Consider the following 25,592-nt stretch of genomic DNA (forward strand, 5'->3'; position numbering starts at 1 on the left):
CGCTCAACAGTGTTATCCACAGAATCGACCCAAGGTCGCGTGCGCCCCCGTGTCATCTTCGTCATGTCGGAAAGAAGTGGTCGGGGCGGCAGGATTCGAACCTACGACCCCCTGTACCCAAAACAGGTGCGCTACCAGACTGCGCCACGCCCCGGACCGTGACGCCCATGTAGACAGCTTTGCTGCGAATGGAAAGCCCCTTTGCGACGTGCCCAAGCTCTGCGCGACATGTCATCCCGGACGCGATCCGGGATCTCGAGCGGAGAGGTCTGGGGTCAGGCCCGGGGACCCGCGCAGGCAGACCTACTCGGCCTCGCAGGGCCAGGCGGCAGTGTCTCCGATCACCGGGTGGCGCAGTTCGGAACCTTCCGAAATGCCCATCTGCCGGGCCAGCCCGCCATTGATCTCCAGCACGTACTGGATGGCATCGCCGCCATAGATCAGCGACTCGTCCAGCGGCTGGGCCTCGTGATGGACCTTTTGCACGGTGCCTGCCTGGTCGAGAAAAATCATGTCGAGCGGGATGAGCGTGTTGCGCATCCAGAACCGCACCGGGCGCGGCGCGGGATAGGCAAACAACATGCCCGCCGAGCGCGCCATGCTTTCGCGGTTCATCAGGCCCTGTGCGCGTTCGGCATTGTCGTCGGCCAGTTCCACCGTGAAGCTGGCCGAGCCCCAGGCGCCGCGCAGGTCAACCTTGTCTTCACGGCAGGCACCCATCGCCGTGCCCGCCATCAGCACCAGCGCCGCTGCGCCTGTCAGGAGCCTTTGGATTCCTTGACCGCCATTTCCCATCCACACACCTCCGTGGCCATGCGGCCGCGTTTACCTTCAATCACACGAATGGCAAGCGCCTCGCCCGGCTGCAAGTCCGCAAGGCCCGACCGGCGCAACACTTCTATGTGAACGAACACGTCCTCGTCGCGTCCGAAGGTGTTGGCAAACCCGAACCCCTTTCCCTTGTCGAACCATTTCACCCGCGCCGGTTCTAGCGGGGCGGCGCGGATCTCTTCCGGGTCTACGCCTTCCAAATCCGCAAGCCCGGTTGCGTCGGCATCCTCGGGCGGCTCGATCTCCAGAACCTCGACAGCCTGAACGCCACGCTCGGTTTTCTGAACGGTCAGCAGGATCCCCGCCCGGTCAGCGACCGAGCTTTGGCCGAAGTTCCGCAACACGTTGGCATGCAAGAGGATATCCGGACCGCCTTCGTCCGCGACGACGAAGCCGAACCCCTTTACGGGATCGAACCACTTCACATGGCCATGCAATTGCCTGGTGCCGTCTGCCGAATTTTCCACGTTCACTGTCCGGTTGGGCCTTCGTTACAGGCTGTTACAGAATATTGCGCCGAAGTGAGCGGCAGTTTCAAGGGAATCGCATTGCATTCAAAGGTTTGCATATCCGCACTCGGGCTTCCCTACGGGCTGAGCCGCGTGATTTCCCAAGCATTTTCAGGTGCTTCGCGACGCCAGACAAAGCGATCATGCAAACGGAATGCGCCATCCGCCCAGAATTCGATTTCAACCGGAGCGATACGAAACCCACCCCAAAACGCGGGTCGCGGTGGATTCGGCCCCTTGGCGGCGGTAACGCGGGCGACCTCTGCCATCAGATCCGTGCGCGATTCCAAGGGCTGCGATTGTTTCGACGCCCACGCCCCCAGCCGGCTTTTGAGCGAGCGGGACGCGAAATAGGCGTCGGCCTCGGGCCCGTCCTCGCGGGTCACCGTGCCGCGCACCCGGATCTGACGACGCAGCGATTTCCAGTGCATCACCAGCGCGACCTTTCCGCTGGCGGCGATCTCCTGGCCCTTGGCGCTGTCGTAATTGGTGTAAAAGACGAAACTGTCCGCGCCGATGCTTTTCAGCAGCACCATGCGCACATTGGGCAGGCCGTCCGGGTCCACTGTCGCAAGTGCCATAGCGTTAGGATCGTTGATTTCCGATTCTTCAGCCTCGGCCAGCCATGCGCGGGCGATCTCGAACGGATCGTCGCCTGCGAATTTTCCGGTTCTGTCGGTCATGTCGCCCCCAATCACTTATACAGGATCGCTAGCCCGCGCCCCATCCAAAGGCAAGCCGAACCTGTCTGCGCTGCCACAGGCGTCGCCGACATGGCGCATCGCTTGGTCTTTGGCTTGATGCACCTTTGGCAATCGCCTAAAGCAGTCAGACAACCGAAGTGGGCCGAGGGCACTGAATGTCAAATCAACTGATGGCGGGCAAGCGTGGGCTGATCATGGGATTGGCCAATGACAAATCCATTGCATGGGGAATCGCCAAGGCCTGCGCCGACGCCGGTGCCGAACTGGCTTTCTCCTACCAGGGCGAGGCGCTGTTGAAACGCGTCGCACCGCTGGCCGAGGAACTGGGCAGCGATACCGTCCTGCCCTGCGACGTGGCCGACATGGCTTCGATAGGCGCGCTGTTCGATGAGTTGGACAAGAAATGGGGCAAGATCGACTTTCTTGTCCACGCCATCGGCTTTTCCGACAAGAACGAGCTGCGCGGGCGCTATGTCGACACCAGCCGCGAGAACTTCATCAAGACGATGGACATCTCGGTCTATTCCTTCACCGCGGTCGCCCACCGCGCCGAGAAACTCATGACCGACGGCGGCTCGATGCTGACGTTGACCTACTACGGCGCCGAGCAGGTGATGCCCCACTACAACGTCATGGGCGTCGCCAAGGCAGCCCTCGAGGCGTCGGTCAAATACCTGGCCGAGGATCTGGGCCGTGACGGCATCCGCGTGAACGCCATTTCCGCCGGCCCGATCCGCACGCTGGCCGCCAGCGGTATCGGCGATTTCCGCTATATCCTGAAGTGGAACGAGCTCAATTCGCCTTTGCGCCGCAACATCACGATCGAGGACGTGGGCAAATCCGCGCTCTATCTTCTCAGCGATCTGGGCAGCGGCACCACGGGTGAAAACCTGCACGTGGACGCGGGGTATCACATCGTCGGCATGAAGGCCGTCGACGCGCCGGATATCGACAAGAGCTGAGCCTTACCCGCTGCGCCGCCGCACCAGTTCGCGGCGCAGCCCTTCCTCGCCCCGGGCCATGGCCCACTTGTGGTTGGCGATGAAAACCGGCCATAGCAGCGGCGCCATGATACGCATCCAGGGCCGCTCCACATCCACCGTCCAGACATAACGGGCCACGGCCACGTCGCCCTCCTGCGCGAACGTCCAGACGCCCTGCCCTTCAAGGTCGCCGCTCGCGCGGATCGTCCACCCGTCGTCCTGTACCGAGATCACCTCGCCCTGCCAGCGCAGCGTGTGGGGCAGCTTGCCCCGGCTGTGAAACGCCACCACGCGGCCCACGCCTTTTTCGTCACCGTCTTTCAGGATCTCCACGCTCAGGTAGACATCGCCCCACCAGTCGGTCAGCGCCTCGGCGTCGCCCAGCACATCGACGACCTCCTCGACCGTACCGGGGACGCGCCATTCCGAGGTCAGTATGCGCGAGGCCATCAGCGGCATTCCTTTCACGATGCAGGATACACGGCCCCGGCCCGCGCGCAAAACCCGGCTTTCGCTTTGCGCGGTGTTGCGCTAGACGATTGAGGCAAAGGAGACCGCTTGAGATGACCGACCGCCTGCCCCACGAAAAAGGCTTTCACGTCAGCTGGGACCAACTGCACCGCGACGCGCGGGCGCTGGCCTGGCGGTTGCAGGACGAGGCGCCCGCTGATGCCGACTGGAAGGCCGTCGTGGCCATCACCCGCGGCGGCATGGCGCCTGCGATGATCGTGGCGCGCGAGCTGGACATTCGCGCGGTCGATACGATCAGCGTGAAATCCTATGACCACCAGACGCAGGGCAAGCCGCAGATCCTGAAATCCCCGGACCCCGACCTGGTGGGCGATGGGACCGGCGTGCTGATCGTCGACGACCTCGTGGACACCGGCAAGACGCTGGAGGTGGTCCGCGCCGCCCTGCCCAAGGCGCATGTGGCAACGGTCTATGCCAAACCGCAGGGGCGCGAACTGGTCCATACCTTCGTCACCGAAGTCAGCCAGGATACTTGGATCTTCTTCCCCTGGGACATGGCCCTGCAATATGTCGAGCCCTATCGCGGGACCTGAGGACGCATCATGACAAGCCGCACCGAGACGACCTTTTCGCCCCCGGTGATGGAGGCGCGGCGCTGGCTCGATGGCATCACCTTTCCGCCCGAGCGCCCCCTGATCAACGTCAGCCAGGCCGCCCCGGTGGACCCGCCGCCCGACCAGTTGCGCCAAGTCATTGCCGAGGCCGCGCTCAATGAGCCGCAAGCGCATCTCTACGGCCCCGTTCTGGGCCGCCCCGACCTGCGCGAGGAGGTGGCCCGCCAGTGGTGCGGTGCCTATGGCGGCGCCATCGCGGCAGACCAGGTCGCCATCACCTCGGGCTGCAACCAGGCGTTCGCCGCCACCATCGCCGGGCTGTGCACCGAGGGCGACGAGGTCATCCTGCCCACCCCGTGGTACTTCAATCACAAGATGTGGCTGGACATGCAGGGCGTCACCTCCGTGCCCCTGCCCACCGACGACGCCCTTCTGCCGGATCCTGCGCATGCCGAGGCCCTGATCACCCCGCGCACGCGGGCCGTCTCATTGGTCACCCCCAACAACCCCGGCGGCGTGGAGTACCCGGCCGAGCTGGTGCGCGCCTTCTTCGACCTCGCCCGCCGCCACGGCATCGCGCTCATCGTGGATGAGACCTACCGCGATTTCGACGCCCGCAGCGGTGCGCCGCATGACCTCTTCACCGATCCCGGCTGGGACGACACGCTCATCCAACTTTATTCCTTCTCCAAAGCCTATCGCCTGACCGGCCACCGCGTGGGCGCCATGGTGGCCAGCCGCGCGCGGCTGGCCGAGGCCGAGAAGTTTCTCGACACCGTCACCATCTGCCCCAACCAGCTGGGCCAGATCGCCGCCCTCTGGGGGATGCAGAATCTCAGCCAATGGCTGGCCGGCGAACGTGACGAGATCCTCGACCGCCGCGCCGCCATTTCCGACAACATGGCCAAGATCCACGATAAAGGCTGGAAACTGATGGGCTGCGGCGCGTATTTCGCCTATCTCCGCCACCCCTTTGTCATGCCGTCCGATGAGCTGGCGCAGAAACTGGTGCCCGAGGCCGGCATCCTGCTCCTGCCCGGCACCATGTTCCAGCCCGCCGATGCACCCCAAGGCCAGCGCGAGCTGCGCGTCGCCTTCGCCAACGTCAACCGCGCCGAGATCGGCACGCTTTTCGACCGGCTGGCCGCGCTCGACTGGCCCCTTGCTCCTCGCTGAAACCGGCCTTAGACAGTCCTGAACGCAAGAGCAGCCCCGGGGGAGGCCAAATGGCAGCCAAAAGCATCACGAAACCGCTTGTCTGGATACTGATGGGTCTTTTGATCCTCGGTCTTGGCGGCTTCGGCGTCACCAGCCTGTCGGGGACCCTGCGCACGGTCGGCACCGTGGGCGAGGCCGAGATCTCGGTCCAGGACTATTTCCAGGGCCTGCAAAACGAGATCCGCGCCGAAGAGGCCGACCGCGGCGAAAGCATCAGCTTTGCCGAGGCGCAGCGGCTGAGAATCCCTGAGCAGGTGATGGGCCAGCTGACCGTGCAGGGCGCGCTGGACCACGAAACCATCGTCAACGACATCTCGGTGGGCGACGCGAACCTGGCCGACCAGATCACCTCGATGCGGCAGTTCACCGGTCCCGGCGGCGAGTTCGACCGCGAGGCCTACCGCTTTGCCCTTGACCGCATGGGCATGAACGAATCCGAGTTCGAGGACGACATCCGCCGCGAAATCGCCCGCAGCTTTATCCAGGCCGCCGTCTTATCGGGCGTCACCATGCCCGAAATCTATACCGAGACCATGCTGCAATACTTGGGCGAACAGCGCGGCATCGAATGGGCCATGCTCGGTCGCGAGGATCTGGAGGTCGGCCTGCCCGAGCCGGACGACGCGGATCTTGCCGCTTTCCATTCCGAGAACGAGGCGATGTTCACCCGCCCCGAGGTCAAGCGCATCACCTATGCGTGGCTGACGCCCGAAATGATCCTCGACACGGTCGAGGTGGACGAACAGGCCTTGCAAGACGCCTACGAGGCGCGGCGCGACGAGTTCGTGCAGCCCGAGCGCCGGCTGGTCGAACGGCTGGTCTATCCCGACACCGAAGCCGCCGAGGGCGCGATTGCGCGGCTGGACGAAGGCGAGGCCAGCTTCGAGGATCTGGTGGCAGACCGCGGGCTGGAGTTGGCGGATACCGACATGGGCACCGTCGAGGCGGCCGATCTGGGCGAGGCCGCCGACACGGTGTTCGAGGCCGCCCCGTCCGAAGTGGTCGGCCCCCTATCGACTGATCTGGGCCCTGCGCTCTTCCGTGTGAATGCGGTGTTGCAGGCACAGGAAACCGCCTTTGAAGAGGCCGAGCCGGAACTGCGCGACATCCTCGCCGCCGACCGCGCCCGCCGCGTGGTCGAGGGCCGCATCGACGAGGTCGACGACCTGCTGGCGGGTGGCGCCACCATCGAGGATCTGGGTGCCGAAACCGCCATGCGCGTGGCCAGCATCGACTGGCATCCCGGCATGTCCGACGATATCGCCGCCTACGAGGGCTTCCGCGCCGCTGCGGCGAATCTCAGCCAGGAGGACTACCCGGAGGTAATCGAACTGGAGGATGGCGGCATCTTCGCCATGCGTCTTGACGAGACCGTGCCCCCCACCCTGCAACCGCTCGACGAGGTGCGCGACGCCGTCACCGCTGCCTGGACCGAGACCAAGATCAACGAACTTCTGCGCGAGCAGGTGGCCGGCAAGGTCGGTCAGCTCGCCGCCGGCGAAAGCTTCGAGAATGTCAGCCTGACCGTCGACGGCAGCGAGGAAGTGACCCGCCGCGGCTTCATCGAGCAAGCGCCGGAGGAGTTCATCGACACCGTCTTCGGCATGGAAGTGGGCGATGTCGAGGTGATCAACGGCAATGGCCGCATCTTCGTGCTGAAGCTCAACACGATCGAAGACCCCGACGCCGAGGATGGCGACCTGCAACAGATCAACGAGTTTTTGCGCAACGAGGCGGCGGGCGGGCTCTCGCAGGATCTGTTTCAGGTTCTGGCCAACGACATCCGCACCCGCGCCGGGGTCAGCTTCGATGAAGGTGCGCTGAACGCCGTGCACAACAACTTCCAATAAGGGTACCTGCGTTGGACCTCACCCCGTCATTCGAGGATTTCGCCAAGGGCTACGAGGCCGGGCAGAACCAGGTCGTCTATGCCCGGCTGGCCGCCGATCTGGATACGCCTGTATCCCTGATGCTGAAGCTGACGGGCGCGGCCCGCGATGCGTTTTTGCTGGAGTCGGTGACGGGCGGCGAGGTGCGCGGACGCTATTCCATCATCGGGATGAAGCCCGACCTGATCTGGCAATGCCACGGGCAGACCAGCCGCATCAACCGGCAGGCCCGCTTCGACGGCGACGCGTTCGAGCCGTTGGACGGCTCCCCGCTCGACACGTTGCGGGCGCTGATCGCCGAAAGCCGGATCGACCTGCCAAGCGACCTGCCCGCCGCCAGCGCGGGCCTCTTCGGCTACCTTGGCTATGACATGATCCGGCTGGTCGAACACCTGCCCGACGTGAACCCCGACCCGCTGGGCCTTCCCGACGCGGTGATGATCCGCCCCTCGGTCGTGGCCGTGCTGGACGGGGTGAAGGGCGAGGTGATCGTCGTCGCCCCCGCCTGGGTCAGCGACGGGCAAAGCCCGCGCGCCGCCTACGCTCAGGCCGCCGAGCGGGTGATGGACGCGGTGCGCGATCTCGAACGCGCCTTGCCCCAGCAGGCCCGCGACCTGGGCGATGCGCATGAGGTTGGCGAGCCGGTCAGCAACTTCACCCGCGACGGCTACAAGGCCGCCGTCGAGCAGGCCAAGGAATACATCCGCGCGGGCGATATCTTTCAGGTCGTGCCCAGCCAGCGGTGGACGCAGGAGTTTCCGCAGCCGCCCTTCGCGCTTTACCGCAGCCTGCGGCGCACCAACCCGTCGCCCTTCATGTTCTATTTCAACTTCGGCGGCTTCCAGGTGGTGGGCGCCAGCCCCGAGATTCTTGTGCGCGTCATGGACGGCGAGGTCACGATCCGCCCCATCGCGGGCACCCGTCCCCGCGGCGCCACCCCCGAAGAGGACCGCGCCAACGAGGCCGACCTGCTGGGCGACCAAAAGGAGCTGGCCGAGCACTTGATGCTGCTGGATCTGGGCCGCAACGACGTGGGCCGCGTGGCGAAGATCGGCACGGTGCGGCCCACCGAGGAATTCATCATCGAGCGCTATTCCCACGTCATGCATATCGTGTCGAACGTGGTGGGCGAGCTTTCCGACGAGCACGACGCCCTCTCGGCCCTTCTGGCCGGTCTGCCCGCCGGCACGGTCAGTGGCGCCCCCAAGGTCCGCGCGATGGAAATCATCGACGAGCTGGAACCCGAAAGGCGCGGCGTATACGGCGGCGGCGTGGGCTATTTCAGTTGCACGGGCGACATGGATGTCTGCATCGCCCTGCGCACGGCGGTGGTGAAGGACGGCAAGCTCTATATCCAGGCCGGCGGCGGCGTCGTCTATGACAGCGATGCCGAGGCCGAGTATATGGAAACTGTCCACAAATCCAACGCCATCCGTCGCGCCGCCGCCGACGCCACCCGCTTTACCGGCGACGGCAACGGCTGAGCCCCCCGATTGACGCAGATCAAGGAGAGGTCTTGCGTCCTGCCCTACACTCATTCAAACATGCGAATATTTTATAGGGAGGATCCCATGTCCAAACTCACCCGCCTTCTGGCCCTGCCGGCCCTTGCCCTGACGCTCAGCCTCGCCATCCCCGGCCAAGGTTTTGCCAACGCACTACAAACCTCCGTCGCGGCCGACACACTGCCCGAGAAGAAGCAGACCAAGCCGGGCCTCTATATCACCGCGTCCGAGGCCGCCGCCGTTCTGTCCGAGCGCGGCGACGTGCTGCTGATCGACGTGCGCACGCCCGAGGAAACGCTCTTCGTGGGCTACCCAACCGTCACCGACGCCAACATTCCGTTCAAGCTGGTCGACCCGGGCCATGACTTCAACGCCAAGAAAAACAGCTATCAGACCGTGGCCAACCCTGGCTTTGTCGCCGCCGCCAAGGCGTTTCTCGACGGCAAGGACCCGGGGGCGGTCATCGTCATGTGCCGCTCGGGCTCGCGCAGCGCGGGCGCGGTGGACGCGCTGGCCGAGGCCGGGGTTAATGTGCCGCTCTACTCGATGGTCGACGGTTTTGAGGGCGACAAGAACGACGCGGGCCGCCGCGCGGTGAACGGCTGGAAAAACGCCGGCGCCGACTGGACCGACAAGATCCGCGCCGACCTGCTCGTGACCGCCGAATAGTGCCCGGGACTTGCGCCGTGCCGCGCGGCGTTGCATCACGCAGGCCATGGCCCGGCTCATCCTCTTCAACAAGCCCATGGGGGTCCTGTCGCAATTCACCGACAAGGGCAGCGAGGGCAGCCCCCGCCCGACGCTCTCGGCCTATATCGACATCCCCGGCGTCTATCCCGCCGGGCGGCTCGACCGCGACAGCGAGGGGCTTTTGTTGCTCACCGACGATGGCAAACTGCAAGCGCGGCTGTCGAACCCCAAGTTCAAGACCGAAAAGACGTATCTGGTGCAGGTCGAGGGCGACCCCGATGCCGCAGCCCTCAGCGCGCTGGCGAAGGGCGTGACACTCAAGGACGGGCCCACACGGCCCGCCAAGGTGCGCCTCATCGACCCGCCCGCCCTGTGGGAGCGTGACCCGCCGGTCCGGTTCCGCAAATCGGTGCCCGACTGCTGGCTCGAAATCACCATCTCCGAAGGCCGCAACCGGCAGGTCCGCCGCATGACGGCCCATGTCGGCCACCCCACCCTGCGGCTGGTGCGCTGGCGGGTGGGAGAGTTTACGCTGAACGGGATAGAGCCCGGCACGTGGCGCCAGGCCTGAGCTGCGGGACACGGTCCGCGCAGGTCATCCGTCGTGTCTGGATGATCCGAACAGTATCAAGCCGTCTCTGGGGTGAATGTCAGTGTCGAAACCACGCCTTGCGCGCCGTTCCGCAGGTCCAGGTCTGTGCCAAGCTCCATGCAGACAACTTCGACGATCTTCATCCCCAGGCCGCTCGTGTTTGCCCCGAGATCGGGCGGAAGACCGACACCTGTATCCGCACAGGTCAGTCGAAGACGCCCGTCCGGTTCAAGACCGAGATCGACCCGGACCGCGCCGCCCTGCCCGTCGTGAAATCCATGCTTGAAGGAATTCGCGACGAATTCGTTCACGAAGGTGCCAACAGCGACGGCCTGCTGCGCGGCGACCAATACCGACACAACCGCGACCTCGACCGTGACGCCAACAGGCGCCAACCCTTCGAGTTGGGCGCAGACCTGGGTGAGGTACTGACCCAATTCGACCACGCTGTGTTCATCGGAGTGGTACAGCATCTCGTGCAGCTGCGTCAGCGCATCGATCCGGGTCTTGACCATCGACAGGGCGAGTTTCGCGTCTTCCGATGCAAACGCCCTGGTTTGCAGATTGGTAAAGGACGACAGTGATTGCAGCGAATTCTTCACCCTGTGATCCACCTCACGACGCAGGATGTCCGCCGACCGCAGCGCTTTGCGCATCTCCAGCAATGTCATGACCTGCCGCGCCAGAACGCGCAACGTGTCGCGCTGCAACGCGGTCAGTTCGCGGGGCTGATAATCCAGAACGCACAAAGTGCCCAGCGGCAGCCCCTCCTGGGTGGTCAGCAACGCGCCGGCATAAAAGCGCAGGCCCGGCTCGCCACAGCACAGCGGGTTGTCCTGCATCCGGGGATCTTCCAGCGTGTCCCGGATCTCGGCAAACTCCTCTTCCAGGATCACATGGGCGCAGATCGAGGTGGCCAGCGGCGTCTCGCGCACGCCAAGCCCGGTTTCCGCCTTGAACCATTGGCGTTCGGCATCAATGAAATTGACCACCGAAATCGCCGTGCCACAGGCCGCCGCGGCCAGCTTCACGATCTCGTCGAACTCCTGCTCGGGGTCCGTGTCGAGGATCTCGAAGTCGCGAAGCGCGGCAAGCCTGCGCTGTTGCAGCGGGTGATGGAGGGCTTCCATTTAAGGTAACTGTCCCGAACTGTGGTCAATTTGTCGATGTCACCGCCGGGTCTACGACGTCGCTTACGGCAAAAGATCTGTTTCCTCACGCTCTTTACGATATCCCTTGCACGCCGCGCAACCGGCGACGCGCCCAGCGTAACGTCAAGCAGAGCTGGCCTACTCGGCCGTCAACACAGCCGAGATCGGGGCCAAGGCCACGCTCGCCGCACGGTCCTGAAGGCCCCAGAGCAAGAGCGCGCTGATCGTGTCGGGGCGCAGCCGGCCCACCATGATCACGCCGCCCTCTTCCTGGCCGGCGCGGAACGCGGCCTGGTCGAGGAACCGGCGCACGGCAGCGGCGTTCTGGCCATTGGAATCGAAATCGCGAAACACAGTGGCCGACGGTACGCCCTCGCGCGCGATCAGCTTCTGCGCGGTGTTCAGGCCGTTGGGAAACATCACCAGCCCATGCCCGCTGTCCTTCAGGATCGGCGCAAGCTGCTCGGCGGCCTCGCGGCTGGATTGCAGCCCGGTGCCGGTGCCCTCGAACACCGCCACCGCCTCGGGAACGGCCTCCAGCAGGACACTCATCGACGTTTCCACATCGCTCGCGGCCGCATTCTGCGGCAGGTTGACCATGGCCAGCACCTCCATCCCCGCAGCACGGTACTTGGCGGCGGTGTCAGCGGCATTGGCATACGAACTATCCACCGCAAAGCTCAGCGGATAGGGAAAATCGGCCAGCGCGGCGGGGCCGATCGGGCTGGTGCCGTCATCGATCAGAATGATCGACATCAGCGGCTTGTCCTCGGGGTTCTCAAACTCGACAGCAAAGCGTTCGACCGGCGGCAGGGTCTCTGCCTCTGTCTCTTCGGTCGCGTCTTCGGCCGTCTCGTCTCCGGCCTCGGCCTCGGGCGCGGGGTCGATGGCGGTAGGCAACCGGTTGGTGGTCACGCCGTCGGCCATATCGCCGATCGTGCCGGTCTCCGTCTCCTCGGTCGCTGCCTCCGCAGAATCCTCGCCAGCTTCTGCCGAAGGCGTGGCCGAGTCCACCGCCTCTTGCGGAGCATCGACGCCCGGATCATTCTGCGGCTCCGGCGTAGACACATCGCTGGCGGACGTCTCGGGATCGGTCCCGATCTCCGCCTCGGGGGCCGCTTCGCTCTCGCCTTCCGGCGCATCCGCACCGTCGGACCCGTCTTGCGGCTCCGGGAACGCGGCACTTTCTTCTTCCGGCTCGGGCTGAACCGGTTGGGCCGGTTCGGTAGAAATCGACAGGTCGTCCTCGCCCACCGGCGCCTCGGGCGCCTGCGCCTGCGGGTTGGGCAGGACAGGCTCTTCGGTGCCGACAGTGACGCCGGTGTCGCCCTCCGGCGTCTCCGGCGCGCTCAGCCCGGCCTCTGGCTGGCCCGTTTCGGGCTGCCCCGACGAGGTCGTGTCGGCGCCGTCCATCGAGCTCAGATCGTCAGGCTCGGGCGCGGTCACCTGCGGCACGGCGTCGGGCGTGGGCGTGTCCTGCAACTGCGGCAGCGAGGCCGCGTCGTCATCCCGCGACTGGTCGAACTCCGACCCGGCCGGCACTTCGACCGGCGTCGCCTCGGGCGGGGTATCCCCCGGCATTCCGCTCAGCACCGAGGCCCCGGCCAGAAGCACTCCCGACAAGGCCGTTCCCGAAACCACTCCGGCAAGAAATCCGCGTAACACTGCTTTTGCCCTCTTATTTCTTTCTTAACAGTTTTGCGCCTCTTGACCCTGCCGCGCAACCCTGAGCATCTATATCGCGATTGAAAGCCCGGGTCATAGGCCCGAAATGACACGGCACGGACGGGAAATTGGCGACATGCTGCTGCTCATCGATAACTACGACAGTTTCACCTACAATCTCGTGCAATATGTGGGCGAGCTGGGCGCGGACGTGCAGGTGCACCGCAACGACGCGCTGAACGTGCAGGAGGCGATGGCGATGAAGCCCGCGGGGATTCTCCTGTCCCCCGGCCCCGGCACCCCGTCACAGGCAGGCATCTGCAAGGCGCTGATCGAGGCGGCGGCGGACACGCGCACGCCGCTCTTGGGCGTCTGCCTCGGGCATCAGGCCATCGGCGAGGTCTTCGGTGGCACGGTCACGCGCCACTCGGATATCGTGCACGGCAAGATGGGCACGATGCACCACACCGCCTCTGGCGTCTTTGCCGGGCTGCCCACGCCGTTCGAGGCGACGCGGTATCACTCGCTCGTTGTCGCACGCGACACCTGCCCAGACGTGCTTAATATCACGGCAGAACTTGAAGACGGCACGATCATGGGCCTGCAACACAAGACGCTGCCCATCCACGGCGTCCAGTTCCACCCCGAATCGATCCGCTCGGAACATGGCCACGCCCTTTTGCAGAATTTCCTCGACGTGATGAAGGTGCCCGCGTGAGTGACAGCCTGAAGCCCCTGATCGGCGCCGCCGCCGACCGCCCCCTGACCCGGGACGAGGCCGAGGCGGCCTTTACCACGCTCTTCGAGGGCGAGGCGACCCCGGCCCAGACGGGCGGCTTCCTGATGGCCCTGCGCACGCGCGGCGAGACGGTGGACGAATACGCCGCCGCCGCCGCCGTCATGCGCGCCAAGTGCAACAAGGTGAAGGCCCCCGCCGGCGCGATGGACATCGTAGGCACCGGCGGCGACGGCAAGGGCACGCTCAACATCTCGACCGCCACCGCCTTCGTAGTGGCCGGCGCGGGCGTGCCGGTGGCCAAGCACGGCAATCGCAACCTAAGCTCCAAGTCCGGCGCGGCCGATGCCCTCACGCAGATGAGCGTCAACGTGATGGTCGGTCCGGATGTGGTTGAAAAGGCTTTGGAAAACGCGGGCATCGCCTTCATGATGGCGCCCATGCACCACCCGGCCATGGCCCATGTCGGCCCGGTCCGGGCCGAGCTTGGCACGCGCACGATCTTCAACATCCTTGGGCCCCTGACAAACCCCGCTGGCGTAAAACGCCAGCTGACGGGGGCTTTCAGCGCCGACCTCATCCGCCCCATGGCCGAAACCCTCGGCAAGCTCGGCTCCGAACGGGCCTGGCTGGTGCACGGCGGCGACGGCACCGACGAGCTCAGCATCTCCGCCCCCAGCCAGCTTGCGGCGCTGGAGGAAGACGGCACCATCCGAGAGGCAGAGATCCACCCCGAGGACGCGGGTCTGCCCGTCCACCCGTTCGAGGACATTCTGGGCGGCACGCCCGAGGAGAACGGCCGCGCCTTCCGGGCCCTTCTGGACGGGGCGCAGGGCGCCTACCGCGATGCCGTACTGCTGAACGCCGCCGCGGCGCTGGTGGTGGCGAGCCATGCGGACGACCTCAAGCAAGGCGTCGAGCAGGCACGCCACAGCATCGACAGCGGTGCCGCCCGCACCCGGATCGAAACGCTTGCCAAAATCACATCGGAGGCCGCATGAGCACGCCGTCCATCCTTGAGAAGATCAAGGCCTACAAGCTGGAGGAAATCGCCGCAGCAAAGGCCGACAAGCCTCTGGAAAAACTGGAATCCGAGGCCGCCAGCGCGCCACCCGTGCGCTCCTTCGGCGACGCGCTCTTGCAGGCCAGCAAGACCGGCTTCGGCCTGATTGCCGAGATCAAGAAGGCCAGCCCCTCCAAGGGTCTGATCCGCGAGGATTTCGACCCCGTCGCTCTCGCCGCCGGCTATGCCGAGGGCGGCGCTACCTGCCTGTCGGTGCTGACCGACGCGCCCAGTTTCCAGGGCGCGCCCGAATACCTGGCGCAGGCCCGCGAGGCGTGCGACCTGCCGGTGCTGCGCAAGGATTTCCTCTATGACCCCTACCAGGTGGTCGAGGCCCGCGCCTGGGGCGCCGACTGCATCCTGATCATCATGGCCTCTGTCTCGGACGCGCAGGCGATCGAGTTGGAAGAGGCCGCCATCGCGCAAGGCATGGACGCGCTGATCGAGGTGCATAACGAGGCGGAACTTGAGCGCACCGGCGTGCTGAAATCCAACCTTCTGGGCATCAACAACCGCGATCTGAACACGTTCGAGACCTCGCTCGAAGTGACCAAGCGGCTGGCGCGTCTGGCCCCGATCGACCACCTGCTGATCTCGGAAAGCGGGCTTTACACCAATGACGATCTGTCCGAGATGGCCCGCTACGGCACGCGCTGCTTCCTCATCGGCGAAAGCCTGATGCGACAGGCGGACGTCACCGCCGCCACCCGCGATATCCTGTCGGGCACCACCCCGGCGTCGCACGTCTGATGGCCGGGCTCACGCATTTCGACGGCAAGGGCGACGCCCACATGGTCGACGTCTCGGACAAGGACGTGACGGCCCGCGTCGCGGTGGCCGAATGCCACGTGAAGATGGCGCCAGAAACCTATGATATCATTACGGAAGGCCGCGCCAAAAAGGGCGACGTCCTGTCCGTCGCCCGCCTCGCCGGCATCATGGGCGCCAAGCGCACATCCGAGCTGATCCCGCTCTGCCACCCCCTGCCCATCGCCAAGGTCGCGGTGGAGCTTACCCCCGACCCCGACCTGCCCGGCCTCCGCATCGAGGCAACGGTCAAGACCACCGGCCAGACCGGGGTGGAGATGGAGGCGCTGACCGCCGCCAGCACCGCCGCCCTTACGGTCTACGACATGGCCAAGGCCGTGGATCGCGCGATGGAAATCGGCGGCTTGCGCGTGGTCCTGAAAGACGGCGGAAAATCAGGCCGTTACGAGGCGAAATGATCACCGTCGACGAGGCTCTTGACCACCTCTTCTCTCTCGTCTCCCCGCTGGAGCCGGAAACCGTTCCTCTGCGCGAGGCGCATGGCCGCGTTCTGGCGCAGGATGCCGAGGCCCGGCGCGACCAGCCGCCGTTCGACGCCTCCTCCATGGATGGCTATGCCGTGAAAGCGACCGAGGCGGTGCCGGGCGCAAGCTTTGACGTCATCGGCGAATCCGCCGCCGGGCACGGCTTTGACGGCATGGTGGGCACTGGCCAGGCCGTGCGCATCTTCACCGGCGCGCCGGTGCCCGAGGGCGCCGACAAGGTCGTGATCCAAGAGGATGTCACCCGCGACGCCGAACACATCACTCTCGGCGACAGGCTTGAGGACAAGCCGAACATCCGCCCTCGTGGCGACGACTTCAAGATCGGCGACCGGATCGAGGCGCCCCGCCTCCTGTCCCCCGAGGATGTCGCGCTTCTCGCCTCGATGAACGTGGCCGAGGTTACCGTCACCCGCAAACCCAAGGTCGCGCTCATCGCCACCGGCGACGAGCTTGTCATGCCGGGCGAAGACCCCGGCCCGGACCAGATCATCGCCTCCAACTCCTTCGGCCTCTGCGCCCTGCTGGACACTCTGGGCGCCGAGCCCCGGATGCTGCCCATCGCCGGCGACACACGCGAGGCCTTGGAAACTGCCTTCGACCTCGCCAAAGGCGCCGACCTCGTCATCACCATCGGCGGCGCGTCGGTGGGCGATCATGACCTCGTTGGCAAAGTCGCGGGCGATCTCGGCATGGAGCGGTCGTTTTACAAGGTCCGGATGCGCCCCGGCAAACCCCTTATGGCGGGCCGAATGGGGGACGCGGCCATGCTCGGCCTGCCCGGCAACCCTGTCTCGGCCATGGTCTGCGGGCACGTCTTCATGGCGCCAATGATCCGCGCGATGCAGGGACTTCCTGCCATGCCCGCCCCGCGCCTCAGCGCCAAACTCGCCGCTGACATGGGCCCCGGCGGCCCGCGCGAGCATTACATGCGCGCCCAGGTCGAGGACGGCACCATCCTGCCCGAACGCAGCCAAGACAGCGGCATGCTGTCGGTGCTGGCCCGCGCCAACGCGCTGCTCATTCGCCCCGCCGACGATGCCCGACGAGCGCAGGGCGACTGGGTCGAATACGTTCCGATCTGACCGCTTATACACAGACACGTTGACACAAAACGAGAACATGCGTAGAACAAATGTAAACGCATGGATCGTGGAGGCGTGACAATAATGCTGACCAAAAAGCAACTCGACCTGTTGGAATTCATTCACAAGCGGGTGCAGCGCGATGGCGTGCCGCCCAGTTTTGACGAGATGAAGGACGCGTTGGATCTGCGCTCCAAATCCGGCATTCACCGCCTGATCACGGCGCTGGAGGAACGCGGCTTCATCCGCCGCCTCGCCCATCGTGCCCGTGCGTTGGAAATCATCAAGCTGCCCGAAAGCATGGGCGGCGACATGATCGGCGGCGGCGAAAGCGGCGGCTTTACCCCCCGGGTGATCGAGGGCGACCGCCCCGAGGCCGCGCAGCCCGCCAATGCGCAACCGGTCGAGGCGGTGCATGCGCTGGAACTGCCCGTCATGGGCCGCATCGCCGCCGGTGTCCCGATCGAGGCCATCGCCCATGCCAGCCACAACGTGGCCGTTCCCGGCGACATGATCGCCGGCCCCGGCCAGCATTACGCGCTGGAGGTCAAGGGCGACTCGATGATCGACGCGGGCATCAACGACGGTGACGTCGTGGTGATCCGTGAGACATCCACCGCCGACAATGGCGATATCGTGGTGGCGCTGGTCGACGACCAGGAGGCGACGTTGAAGAAATTCTACCGCCGCGGCAATGCCATCGCCCTCGAGGCCGCGAACCCGGCTTACGAGACCCGCGTGTTGCCTGAGGATCAGGTCAAGGTGCAGGGCCGCCTCGTGGGTCTTATCCGCACCTACTGACGCCTATCGGATCGCCGCCGGCGGTCCGTGTTCCAAAGCCGCACGCCGGTCATGTCGCGGGCGGTCACGGCCCTGAGCCCGCCTTTCTCGCGCCAGATTGCCAGTGCCCCCGTTTCCTTCAGCGTGCCGGGATGGATCGCGCGGCAGGGCAATTCGACCTGCGGCACGTTGTTGAACACCACCCATTCCTTCGCGGCGCACTCGGTGAACTCTTCCGCCGCGCGCTTGCCCCGCACGGCGGTGATCGGCCAGCCCTCGCCGCCGGCCACCTTGGTCCAGCGGGCAAACGCCCCCTCCTGATCCACCGGATCGCCGTCATTCTCCAGCCAGTTCATCGCGACAAAGCCAGAGGCGCGGCCCGTGGACAGCGCTCGCCCCTCGGGTGTCATCACCCCCACCAAGCTGCCATTGTCGGAAACAAGGATATCGGGCCGCTCGGCCTGCGCCCACAGCACGAAAGCCAGCGCCACCGGCACCACGCCCGCAAACCGCGCGCGCCCCTGCCACAGCACGACGAAGAGCAAGCCCAGTGACAGCAGCGGCAGCACCCACGGGCCCGGGCGCACCACGGTGCCGCGCGCGCCCTCCAGACCCGAGACCCAATGCGCCACGCCCAGGATCCACTCCAGCGCGGGCTGCATCACCGCCAGCGCCAGCCCTTCCAGCCCCAAGGGCATCAAGAGCCCCGCCAGCACGGCCATGGGCATGACCAGCGCGCCCATCAACGGCACGCTCAGCAGGTTCGCCACCAGCCCGTAATGCGCGATCTGGTTGAAATGCGCGGCGGCAATCGGCGCCGTGGCCAGCCCGGCCACGAAGGACGACATCACAACCGCCCAGACCGGCCGCATCCACTTGGGTCCCACGCGCCAGTCAAGGTCGCGCAAAGCCCCAAACACGGCCACCAGCGCCGTCGTTGCCGCAAAGGACATCTGAAATCCCGGCCCCATCAACGCCTCGGGCCGCAGCACCAGGATGATGCAGGCCGCCAGCGCCACCGCCCTCAAGGACAACGCCCGCCGGTCCGCCAGCACCGCCAGCAGCATCACCGCCACCATGACAAAGGCGCGCTCCGTGGCCACGTTGCCGCCCGAAAGCGCGAGATATCCCGCTGCCGCCACCAGCGCGCCCACCGCCGCGATCTTTTTGGTGGGCAGGCGCAGCCCCCAGCCCGGAACCGCCGCCATGCCCAGCCGCAAGGCCGCAAAGACGAAGCCCGCCAACAGCCCCATATGCAGTCCCGAAATCGCCAATAAATGCGCCAGGTTCGACACCCGCAGCGCCGTCAGTGTCTCCTGCCCCATGCCCGAGCGGTCCCCGGTCATGATCGCCGCCGCAAACGCCCCGGCCTCGCCCGGCATCTGCGCCTGAATGCGGCCCGACAGGGCCATGCGCGTCTTGAACAGCACCTGTCCCCCCTGCGCGGGTTCCAGCAGCAAAACGGGCGTGCGCGTGTAGCCTATCGCGCCCAGCCCCTTGAACCATGCGTGCCGCTGGAAATCGAAACCGCCCGGCTCCACCGGGCCTGCGGGCGGCGACAGATGCGCAGTCAGGATCAGCGTTTCGCCCGGTTGCGGAACGGTCCCCTCTGCCGCGCCGTGAAACGAAACCCGCACGCGCCCCGGCGTGATATCGGGGCCCATGTTGCGCAGCACCACCCGGTCCAGCGTCACCCGCAGCGCGTCCGAACCCGAGCGGTCAATATCCACCACCCGGCCCTCCACAGGGCCGTAGTAACGCCAACCCAGCTTGGCATCGGCAACGCCATGCGCCCGGAGCGCAGCAATGCAAACGCCAAGCGCCACCAACGCCACGGCCCAGATCACCGGCGCGACCCCCGCGCCCACCAGGCGCAGCACCACAAGTGCGCTGCCAATGCTCCCGGCCAACGCCACATAAACCCAGACCCGCGGCTCGGATTTCAACCCGAAATACAGCCCGATCCCACAGGCGAGCATCACCGGCACCCACGCAAACAGGTGCCCGCGCTGATCCATCCACGCGGCGACGGCACGCTGCCAAAGCACCAAGGCTTGTCTCCCTTTTCATGGGCCGATAGACAGGCACCGTTAACGATACGTCTCCCATGCTTACCGAAAGGTTAACCGGCCCCATGTCGCAGCCAGTTGTCACCCGTTTTGCCCCTTCGCCGACCGGCTACCTGCATATCGGCGGGGCGCGCACGGCGCTCTTCAACTGGCTTTTCGCGCGGCGTCACGGCGGCTCTTTCCTGCTCAGGATCGAGGATACCGACCGCGCGCGCTCGACCCCCGAGGCGACGCAGGCCATCCTCGACGGGCTGGCGTGGCTGGGCCTCGACCATGACGGCGAGGTGGTCAGTCAGGCCGCCCGCGCCGACCGCCACGCCGAGGTCGCGAACGAATTGCTGGCCAAGGGCCAGGCCTACAAGTGCTTTGCCACGCAGGAAGAAATCCAGGCCTTCCGCGACGAGGCCAAGGCCGAGGGCCGCTCCACCCTCTACCGCAGCCCGTGGCGCGACGCCGACCCCGCGACGCACCCCGATGCGCCCTATGTCATCCGCATCAAGGCCCCGCTGGAGGGCACGACCACCATCGCCGACACCGTGCAGGGCGACGTCACCATCCGCAACGATCAGCTTGACGACATGGTCCTGCTGCGCTCGGACGGCACGCCCGTCTACATGCTCGCCGTCGCGGTGGACGACCACGACATGGGCGTCACGCACGTCATCCGCGGCGACGACCACCTCAACAACGCCGCCCGCCAGATGCTGATCTATACCGCGATGGGCTGGCCCCTGCCCGTCTATGCCCATATCCCGCTGATCCACGGCCCCGACGGCAAGAAGATGAGCAAGCGGCACGGGGCCCTTGGCGTCGACGAGTACCAGAAACAGGGGTACCCGGCGGCCGGAATGCGCAACTATCTCGCCCGCCTCGGGTGGAGCCATGGCGACGACGAGTTCTTCACGGATGATCAGGCGAAGGAATGGTTCGACCTCGACGGGATCGGCAAGTCCCCGGCCCGGTTCGACTTCAAGAAGCTGGAGAACCTCTGCGGCCAGCACATCGCCGCCAGCGACGATGCTGCGCTGCTGCATGAATTGAACGAATTCCTTGACGTAACGGAATCCGCGCCCTTGCCCGAACCAAAACAGGCGCTCATGCTGGACGGCATGTATTGCCTCAAAGAACGCGCGAAGACCTTCCCGGAACTGCTTGAAAAGGCAAAGTTTGCTCTGGCGGACCGCCCGATCCGCCCGGACGAGAAGGCCGCCGCGCAGCTTGACTCTGTATCCCGTGGTATACTGAATGAATTGACGCCGCACTTGCAAAATGCTAACTGGTCGCGCAACGATCTGGAAGAGGCGGCGAATGCGTTCGCGGCGTCCAAGGATATCAAGTTCGGCAAGCTGGCCGGTCCGATGCGGGCCGCGCTGGCCGGTCGGGCGGCAACACCGAGCGTGTTTGACATGATGCTGGTCCTGGGCCGGGAGGAATCCCTCGCCCGACTGAACGATGCTGCCTCGCAGAGCGGTTAACCCGTTCGTAAGGCGTGCTGGAATATGCAGCCAAGGCGCGCCACGCGCCGCGGCGTGACGAGGGAGACTCTGATGGCAGACAGTACCAAATCCGCAAAACTGACGATCGAAGGCAACGACTACGAGCTTCCGATTTATTCGCCCACCGCCGGTCCGGACGTGATCGACATCCGCAAGCTTTACGCGCAGGCGGGCGTGTTCACCTATGACCCCGGCTTCACCTCGACCGCCAGCTGCGACAGCACGATCACCTATATCGACGGCGGCAAGGGCGAGCTGCTGCATCGCGGCTACCCGATCGACCAACTGGCCGAGAAATCGCACTACCTCGAGGTGTGCTACCTGCTGCTCTACGGCGAGCTGCCCTCCGCCGCGCAGCTGGAAGATTTCGAATCCCGCGTGACCAACCACACCATGCTGCATGAACAGATGCAGTTCCTGTTCCGCGGCTACCGCCGTGACGCGCACCCGATGGCCATCATGGTCGGCGTGGTCGGCGCGCTGTCGGCCTTCTACCACGACAGCACCGACATTTCGGACCCATGGCAGCGCGAGGTCGCGACGATCCGCCTGATCGCCAAGATGCCGACGATCGCCTCGATGGCCTACAAATACACGCTTGGCCAGCCCTTCGTGTACCCGCGCAACGAGCTCGACTATGCCTCGAACTTCCTGCGCATGTGCTTTGCCGTCCCGGCCGAGGATTACGAGGTCAACCCGATCCTTTCCCGCGCGATGGACCGCATCTTCACGCTCCATGCCGATCACGAGCAGAACGCTTCGACCTCCACGGTGCGGCTTGCGTCCTCTTCGGGCGCCAACCCGTTTGCCTGCGTCGCCGCGGGCATCGCCTGCCTCTGGGGCCCGGCCCATGGCGGCGCCAACCAGGCCTGCCTGGAAATGCTGCAGGAAATCGGCACGCCCGACCGCATTCCGGAATTCATCGCGCGCGCCAAGGACAAGGACGATCCGTTCCGCCTGATGGGCTTCGGCCACCGCGTCTACAAGAATTTCGACCCACGCGCCAAGGTGATGAAACAATCCGCCGACGAGGTGCTGGACCTTCTGGGCGTGGAAAACAACCCCACGCTTCAGGTCGCCAAGGAGCTTGAGGCCGCGGCGCTCAATGACCCCTACTTCACCGAGAAAAAGCTGTTCCCGAACGTTGATTTCTACTCGGGCATCATCCTCGAGGCGATGGGCTTCCCGACCTCGATGTTCACGCCCATCTTCGCGCTCAGCCGCACGGTGGGCTGGATTTCCCAGTGGAAGGAAATGATCGGCGATCCGCAGCTGAAAATCGGCCGCCCGCGCCAGCTTTACAAGGGCGAGACCCTGCGCGATTACGTGGACATGGAAAACCGCTGATCGCGGCACACCCAATGCGACAACGCCCCGCCGATGCGGGGCGTTTTTCGTTGTGGCAATCCCATTGGTGGCTGATCGTTAAAATTCTAACGGAAAAGCGCGGCTCTCTCTCGGCGCGGATTCACCGGGTGTTCAGTCCTCGGGTCCATATTGCCCCGAACTGGGGTAAGCGAGGGCGCGACATGGCCATTCTGGGCATTCTGTTACTTGTGGGCGGCGCGATGGCGGGGCTTGTCGGCCTCGGCGGGCTCGACCTGCCGGAGGTCGAGCAGGAGGCAACCAGCAGCGACCCCGCTGATGACGACCCGGATGTGGCGAGCCAGGTCGAACCCGATGACAGCCTGCTTCTCGGCACCGACAGTGCCGAGGCGCTGACCGGCGGAAGTGGCGGCGACTGGCTGATCGGGCTGGCTGGTGCCGACACGCTGTCTGGCGGCGCGGGCGGCGACGTGATCATCCCCGGCGATGGTGCCGACGCGGTGCTGTCGGGCGACGGCAACGATTTTGTCGAGGCGGCCAATATCATCGACGAGGTGGCCCTGCGCGCGTCCGCCGCCACGGCCACGGATATCTTCGGCGTCACTTTCGATTACGACCTACCCGCCAAGTCCGACGCGGGCGACGATATCGATCTGGGCGAAGGCGACGACACGGTCGTGGCCGGCTCCGACGACACCGTCATCGGCGGGCCGGGAGAAGATGAGTTCGCCCTGGGCGACTGGATCGCCGGCGGCGCCCCGGTCGAGATCGCCGATTTCGACGTCGCAGAGGATATCATCACCTTCGTCTATGACCGCGATGGCGACGCGCCCGAACTCTCGGTCACGCGTAATGAGACCACGGGCGTCACCACGATCATGGCCGACGGCCGTTCCATCGCGGTTCTGCGCGACGCCAGCCCTGAATTCTCGCTGCGCAATATCGCCATCGGACGCTATACCGCCTGACCCGTCAGGCCTCTCCCGACCCGAAGGTTCAACACGTCTCGATTTTTCAAGGCATTGTTTCGGGCCCGGCGACAATCCATGTCGGGTTTGCCCGTGAGACACTGAAAAACGTCCCCCGCGTACGAATCTTCAGGACGGGATGCACACGGCGGAGTATCCTGCAAGTGTGCGAGTCTCTTGGGGAATTCTTTCATGCTCAGTATAGTTCTGCTCAGTCTTCTGGGCATCGGTGCGACGGCCGCGTTGGCTATCGACCTCTTTGACGACGACGATGACGACAACGCCCGTGCACCGGACACGCCGGGCGAGGAAGAGCCCGAAACCGGCGGGCCCGGCCCCCTGCCCGAGGAGCCGGAAACCGGTGGGCCAGATCCCCTTCCGACCGATGCGATCAACCCGATCACCGGCACGCCGGGCGCCGATTCGATTGTTGGCACGGATGTCATTGATTTCATCGACGCCGAAGGCGGCGACGACGTGGCGCACGGCGGCGCGGAGGGCGACATCGTCGATGGCGGCGACGGCGACGACCGGCTGTTCGGCGAAGCCGGCCAGGACGTGATCGCGGGCAATGGCGGCAACGACTTTCTGCGCGGCGGGGCAGACGCGGACGTCCTAGTGGACAGCGACGGCGCCGATACCCTGCGCGGTGACACGGGCGACGACCTGATCCTGTCCACCGGCCTCACCGATCAGACCGCCTTTATCGACGCGACCCGCACCGTGGCGCGAGATTTCGAGAATGGCGACGGGCCGTCACTCGATGATCTGCCGGGCCTGGACCTGACCCAGGATGACGACACCGAAGGCGACGAGGTCGATGGTGGCACCGGCAGCGACATCATGATCTTCGGGCAGGACGACACGGTGACCGGTGGCGACGGCTCGGACTTATTCATCGGCGGCAGCCCTCTGCTGGCTGGAAATCCGGCCACGATCATGGGTTTCGAGGTAAACGAGGAACTGCTGGTGCTGACCTACGAAGGCGACGACCCGCCCGCGCTGGGATTGACCTATGAAAACGGCGACGCCGTGCTCAGGCTCGACGGCGCCCCCGCCGTCATCCTGCCCGGGCTTGGCGGCTCGTTCCTGCTCAGCGACGTGGAACTGGTCGAACTCGCCGACTGATCAGCGCCCTTCGTATTCCGGCTTGCGCTTGTCCAGGAAGGCGGTCACGCCTTCCTGGAAATCCCGTGTCCGGCCACATTCGCCCTGCACCTGCGCCTCGAGGTCCAGTTGCTTGTCGAACCCGTTTTCCCAACTGCCGCGCACCGTGCGCTTGATCCCGCCATAGGCCGCCGTCGGCCCCTTTGCCAGATGCGCCGCCCGCGCCTGCCAGTGCATCTCGAACGCGTCATCCTCGACCGCCTCCCAGATCAGGCCCCAGGAATCCGCTTGCCGCGCCGAAATCGGCTCGGCAAACAGCGCCGCGCCCATCGCCTTGGCCGCGCCCACCTGCCGCGGCATCCAATAGGTGCCGCCCGCATCGGGGATCAGGCCGATCCGCGCAAAGGCCTGCAGGAAATAGGCGCTCTCGGTCGCAATCACCACGTCGAAGGCCAGCGCCAGGTTCGCCCCCGCCCCCGCCGCCGGGCCGTTCACCGCCGCAATGGTCGGCACCGGGCAGTCCGAGATCATCCGCAGCATCGGCTCGTACTCGTCGCGCAGCACGCGCTCCACGTCCAGCGCCGCCGCCGTACCGTTGTCCGACAGGTCCTGCCCCGAACAAAACGCCTTGCCATTGCCGGTCAGCACCGCCACGCGCGCCTCGCGCCCGGCGCGCTGCATCGCATCGGTAATCTCGGCCCGCATCTGGGTGTTGAGCGCGTTCATCTTGTCGGCGCGGTTCATCCGCAGCACGGCGATGTCGTCGGTCAGGTCATAGGTCAGGGTCTGATAGGTCGTCATCGGGCGGGCCTCCATCTGGCGTTTGTCGC

The 25,592-nt window shown here is 65.6% G+C and carries 25 protein-coding genes and 1 tRNA gene; 17 read left to right on the plus strand and 9 right to left on the minus strand.

What is annotated here, in order from left to right; translation table 11 throughout:
• Positions 1–77 precede the first annotated feature (77 nt).
• The 4 genes from FIU86_RS10050 to pdxH all read right to left on the minus strand — a co-directional run bounded on the left by FIU86_RS10050 (position 78) and on the right by pdxH (position 2,023).
• A tRNA-Pro gene (locus FIU86_RS10050) sits at positions 78–154 on the minus strand.
• A 149-nt stretch (positions 155–303) separates the two neighbouring features.
• Entirely contained in the window at positions 304–795 is a 492-nt protein-coding gene (locus tag FIU86_RS10055; protein ID WP_152474960.1) for a DUF192 domain-containing protein, read from the minus strand.
• Positions 759–1,298, minus strand: a complete 540-nt coding sequence (locus FIU86_RS10060) for a cold-shock protein (protein ID WP_152474961.1) — start codon at positions 1,296–1,298, stop codon at positions 759–761. Before FIU86_RS10060 ends, FIU86_RS10055 begins: the two co-directional genes overlap by 37 nt.
• A 119-nt stretch (positions 1,299–1,417) precedes the next feature.
• On the minus strand, positions 1,418–2,023 hold the full coding sequence (pdxH, locus tag FIU86_RS10065) for a pyridoxamine 5'-phosphate oxidase (RefSeq protein ID WP_152474962.1): 606 nt from the start codon (positions 2,021–2,023) through the stop codon (positions 1,418–1,420).
• A 176-nt stretch (positions 2,024–2,199) separates the two neighbouring features.
• Between pdxH and fabI the strand changes: the two genes are divergently transcribed.
• Positions 2,200–3,006 carry an enoyl-ACP reductase FabI gene (gene fabI, locus FIU86_RS10070; protein WP_152474963.1) on the plus strand — a complete coding sequence of 269 codons (807 nt, stop codon included), beginning with the start codon at positions 2,200–2,202 and terminating at the stop codon, positions 3,004–3,006.
• 3 nt (positions 3,007–3,009) lie between these two features.
• Here the strand turns inward: fabI and FIU86_RS10075 are convergent, their stop codons facing one another.
• Positions 3,010–3,477, minus strand: a complete 468-nt coding sequence (locus FIU86_RS10075; protein WP_152474964.1) for a polyketide cyclase — start codon at positions 3,475–3,477, stop codon at positions 3,010–3,012.
• A gap of 113 nt (positions 3,478–3,590) precedes the next feature.
• Here FIU86_RS10075 and gpt point away from each other — a divergent pair, with 113 nt between their 5' ends.
• From gpt to FIU86_RS10105, 6 genes are all read left to right on the plus strand, one after another.
• On the plus strand, positions 3,591–4,091 hold the full coding sequence (gene gpt, locus FIU86_RS10080) for a xanthine phosphoribosyltransferase (protein ID WP_152474965.1): 501 nt from the start codon (positions 3,591–3,593) through the stop codon (positions 4,089–4,091).
• A gap of 9 nt (positions 4,092–4,100) precedes the next feature.
• Positions 4,101–5,288 (plus strand): aminotransferase, encoded by a 1,188-nt coding sequence (locus FIU86_RS10085; protein WP_152474966.1) that lies wholly within the window; start codon positions 4,101–4,103, stop codon positions 5,286–5,288.
• Positions 5,289–5,338: 50 nt separating this feature from the next.
• Positions 5,339–7,180 carry a peptidyl-prolyl cis-trans isomerase gene (locus tag FIU86_RS10090; RefSeq protein WP_152474967.1) on the plus strand — a complete coding sequence of 614 codons (1,842 nt, stop codon included), beginning with the start codon at positions 5,339–5,341 and terminating at the stop codon, positions 7,178–7,180.
• 11 nt (positions 7,181–7,191) lie between these two features.
• Positions 7,192–8,703 carry an anthranilate synthase component I gene (gene trpE / locus FIU86_RS10095; protein ID WP_152474968.1) on the plus strand — a complete coding sequence of 504 codons (1,512 nt, stop codon included), beginning with the start codon at positions 7,192–7,194 and terminating at the stop codon, positions 8,701–8,703.
• Positions 8,704–8,790: 87 nt separating this feature from the next.
• On the plus strand, positions 8,791–9,393 hold the full coding sequence (locus FIU86_RS10100; RefSeq protein ID WP_152474969.1) for a sulfurtransferase: 603 nt from the start codon (positions 8,791–8,793) through the stop codon (positions 9,391–9,393).
• A gap of 46 nt (positions 9,394–9,439) precedes the next feature.
• Entirely contained in the window at positions 9,440–9,985 is a 546-nt protein-coding gene (locus tag FIU86_RS10105; protein ID WP_152474970.1) for a pseudouridine synthase, read from the plus strand.
• Between the two features lie 56 nt (positions 9,986–10,041).
• Here the strand turns inward: FIU86_RS10105 and FIU86_RS10110 are convergent, their stop codons facing one another.
• A complete protein-coding gene (locus tag FIU86_RS10110) occupies positions 10,042–11,136 on the minus strand; it encodes a sensor histidine kinase (protein ID WP_152474971.1) in 1,095 nt (364 codons plus the stop codon).
• A gap of 159 nt (positions 11,137–11,295) precedes the next feature.
• The gene (locus FIU86_RS10115) at positions 11,296–12,771 is read right to left on the minus strand and encodes a divergent polysaccharide deacteylase family protein (RefSeq protein WP_254704011.1); all 1,476 of its coding nucleotides are present in this window, start codon (positions 12,769–12,771) and stop codon (positions 11,296–11,298) included.
• A gap of 187 nt (positions 12,772–12,958) precedes the next feature.
• Between FIU86_RS10115 and FIU86_RS10120 the strand changes: the two genes are divergently transcribed.
• The 6 genes from FIU86_RS10120 (at position 12,959) to lexA (ending at position 17,817) form a co-directional block, all read left to right on the plus strand.
• On the plus strand, positions 12,959–13,540 hold the full coding sequence (locus FIU86_RS10120; protein WP_152474972.1) for an aminodeoxychorismate/anthranilate synthase component II: 582 nt from the start codon (positions 12,959–12,961) through the stop codon (positions 13,538–13,540).
• Entirely contained in the window at positions 13,537–14,559 is a 1,023-nt protein-coding gene (trpD, locus tag FIU86_RS10125; protein ID WP_152474973.1) for an anthranilate phosphoribosyltransferase, read from the plus strand. The genes FIU86_RS10120 and trpD overlap by 4 nt, the downstream gene beginning before the upstream one ends.
• Complete coding sequence (gene trpC, locus FIU86_RS10130; RefSeq protein ID WP_152474974.1) at positions 14,556–15,371, plus strand: indole-3-glycerol phosphate synthase TrpC; 816 nt, start codon at positions 14,556–14,558, stop codon at positions 15,369–15,371. Before trpD ends, trpC begins: the two co-directional genes overlap by 4 nt.
• Positions 15,371–15,847, plus strand: a complete 477-nt coding sequence (moaC, locus tag FIU86_RS10135; protein WP_152474975.1) for a cyclic pyranopterin monophosphate synthase MoaC — start codon at positions 15,371–15,373, stop codon at positions 15,845–15,847. Before trpC ends, moaC begins: the two co-directional genes overlap by 1 nt.
• Positions 15,844–17,016: a gephyrin-like molybdotransferase Glp gene (gene glp, locus FIU86_RS10140; RefSeq protein ID WP_152474976.1), complete on the plus strand. Its 1,173-nt coding sequence runs from the start codon at positions 15,844–15,846 to the stop codon at positions 17,014–17,016. Before moaC ends, glp begins: the two co-directional genes overlap by 4 nt.
• Positions 17,017–17,100: 84 nt before the next feature.
• Complete coding sequence (gene lexA, locus FIU86_RS10145) at positions 17,101–17,817, plus strand: transcriptional repressor LexA (protein WP_152474977.1); 717 nt, start codon at positions 17,101–17,103, stop codon at positions 17,815–17,817.
• On the opposite strand, the gene FIU86_RS10150 is transcribed toward lexA, so the two are convergent.
• Positions 17,811–19,844 carry a ComEC/Rec2 family competence protein gene (locus FIU86_RS10150; protein WP_368373164.1) on the minus strand — a complete coding sequence of 678 codons (2,034 nt, stop codon included), beginning with the start codon at positions 19,842–19,844 and terminating at the stop codon, positions 17,811–17,813. The two genes, lexA and FIU86_RS10150, sit on opposite strands and share 7 nt — an antisense overlap.
• Positions 19,845–19,930: 86 nt before the next feature.
• On the opposite strand from FIU86_RS10150, the gene gltX reads away from it, so the two are divergent.
• The 4 genes from gltX to FIU86_RS10170 all read left to right on the plus strand — a co-directional run bounded on the left by gltX (position 19,931) and on the right by FIU86_RS10170 (position 24,783).
• Positions 19,931–21,340, plus strand: a complete 1,410-nt coding sequence (gltX, locus tag FIU86_RS10155; RefSeq protein ID WP_152474978.1) for a glutamate--tRNA ligase — start codon at positions 19,931–19,933, stop codon at positions 21,338–21,340.
• A gap of 72 nt (positions 21,341–21,412) precedes the next feature.
• On the plus strand, positions 21,413–22,708 hold the full coding sequence (gltA, locus tag FIU86_RS10160) for a citrate synthase (protein WP_152474979.1): 1,296 nt from the start codon (positions 21,413–21,415) through the stop codon (positions 22,706–22,708).
• Positions 22,709–22,890: 182 nt separating this feature from the next.
• Positions 22,891–23,655: a calcium-binding protein gene (locus tag FIU86_RS10165; protein WP_152474980.1), complete on the plus strand. Its 765-nt coding sequence runs from the start codon at positions 22,891–22,893 to the stop codon at positions 23,653–23,655.
• 192 nt (positions 23,656–23,847) lie between these two features.
• Complete coding sequence (locus FIU86_RS10170) at positions 23,848–24,783, plus strand: calcium-binding protein (protein WP_152474981.1); 936 nt, start codon at positions 23,848–23,850, stop codon at positions 24,781–24,783.
• Here the strand turns inward: FIU86_RS10170 and FIU86_RS10175 are convergent, their stop codons facing one another.
• A complete protein-coding gene (locus FIU86_RS10175; RefSeq protein ID WP_152474982.1) occupies positions 24,784–25,563 on the minus strand; it encodes an enoyl-CoA hydratase-related protein in 780 nt (259 codons plus the stop codon). It abuts the gene before it with no gap.
• Positions 25,564–25,592: the final 29 nt, after the last annotated feature.

The sequence above is a fragment of the Roseovarius sp. THAF9 genome (assembly GCF_009363715.1).
Lineage (GTDB): Bacteria > Pseudomonadota > Alphaproteobacteria > Rhodobacterales > Rhodobacteraceae > Roseovarius.

Coding starts and splice junctions, on each gene's coding strand:
- FIU86_RS10170 (WP_152474981.1), top strand. CDS start 23,848: ATGCTCAGTATAGTTCTGCTCAGTCTTCTGGGCATCGGTGCGACGGCC.
- FIU86_RS10165 (WP_152474980.1), top strand. CDS start 22,891: ATGGCCATTCTGGGCATTCTGTTACTTGTGGGCGGCGCGATGGCGGGG.
- FIU86_RS10110 (WP_152474971.1), bottom strand. CDS start 11,136: ATGGAAGCCCTCCATCACCCGCTGCAACAGCGCAGGCTTGCCGCGCTT.
- FIU86_RS10100 (WP_152474969.1), top strand. CDS start 8,791: ATGTCCAAACTCACCCGCCTTCTGGCCCTGCCGGCCCTTGCCCTGACG.
- FIU86_RS10090 (WP_152474967.1), top strand. CDS start 5,339: ATGGCAGCCAAAAGCATCACGAAACCGCTTGTCTGGATACTGATGGGT.
- FIU86_RS10175 (WP_152474982.1), bottom strand. CDS start 25,563: ATGACGACCTATCAGACCCTGACCTATGACCTGACCGACGACATCGCC.
- lexA (WP_152474977.1), top strand. CDS start 17,101: ATGCTGACCAAAAAGCAACTCGACCTGTTGGAATTCATTCACAAGCGG.
- FIU86_RS10055 (WP_152474960.1), bottom strand. CDS start 795: ATGGGAAATGGCGGTCAAGGAATCCAAAGGCTCCTGACAGGCGCAGCG.
- gpt (WP_152474965.1), top strand. CDS start 3,591: ATGACCGACCGCCTGCCCCACGAAAAAGGCTTTCACGTCAGCTGGGAC.
- FIU86_RS10120 (WP_152474972.1), top strand. CDS start 12,959: ATGCTGCTGCTCATCGATAACTACGACAGTTTCACCTACAATCTCGTG.
- gltX (WP_152474978.1), top strand. CDS start 19,931: ATGTCGCAGCCAGTTGTCACCCGTTTTGCCCCTTCGCCGACCGGCTAC.
- gltA (WP_152474979.1), top strand. CDS start 21,413: ATGGCAGACAGTACCAAATCCGCAAAACTGACGATCGAAGGCAACGAC.
- FIU86_RS10075 (WP_152474964.1), bottom strand. CDS start 3,477: ATGGCCTCGCGCATACTGACCTCGGAATGGCGCGTCCCCGGTACGGTC.
- FIU86_RS10105 (WP_152474970.1), top strand. CDS start 9,440: ATGGCCCGGCTCATCCTCTTCAACAAGCCCATGGGGGTCCTGTCGCAA.
- pdxH (WP_152474962.1), bottom strand. CDS start 2,023: ATGACCGACAGAACCGGAAAATTCGCAGGCGACGATCCGTTCGAGATC.
- glp (WP_152474976.1), top strand. CDS start 15,844: ATGATCACCGTCGACGAGGCTCTTGACCACCTCTTCTCTCTCGTCTCC.
- FIU86_RS10085 (WP_152474966.1), top strand. CDS start 4,101: ATGACAAGCCGCACCGAGACGACCTTTTCGCCCCCGGTGATGGAGGCG.
- moaC (WP_152474975.1), top strand. CDS start 15,371: ATGGCCGGGCTCACGCATTTCGACGGCAAGGGCGACGCCCACATGGTC.
- fabI (WP_152474963.1), top strand. CDS start 2,200: ATGTCAAATCAACTGATGGCGGGCAAGCGTGGGCTGATCATGGGATTG.
- trpC (WP_152474974.1), top strand. CDS start 14,556: ATGAGCACGCCGTCCATCCTTGAGAAGATCAAGGCCTACAAGCTGGAG.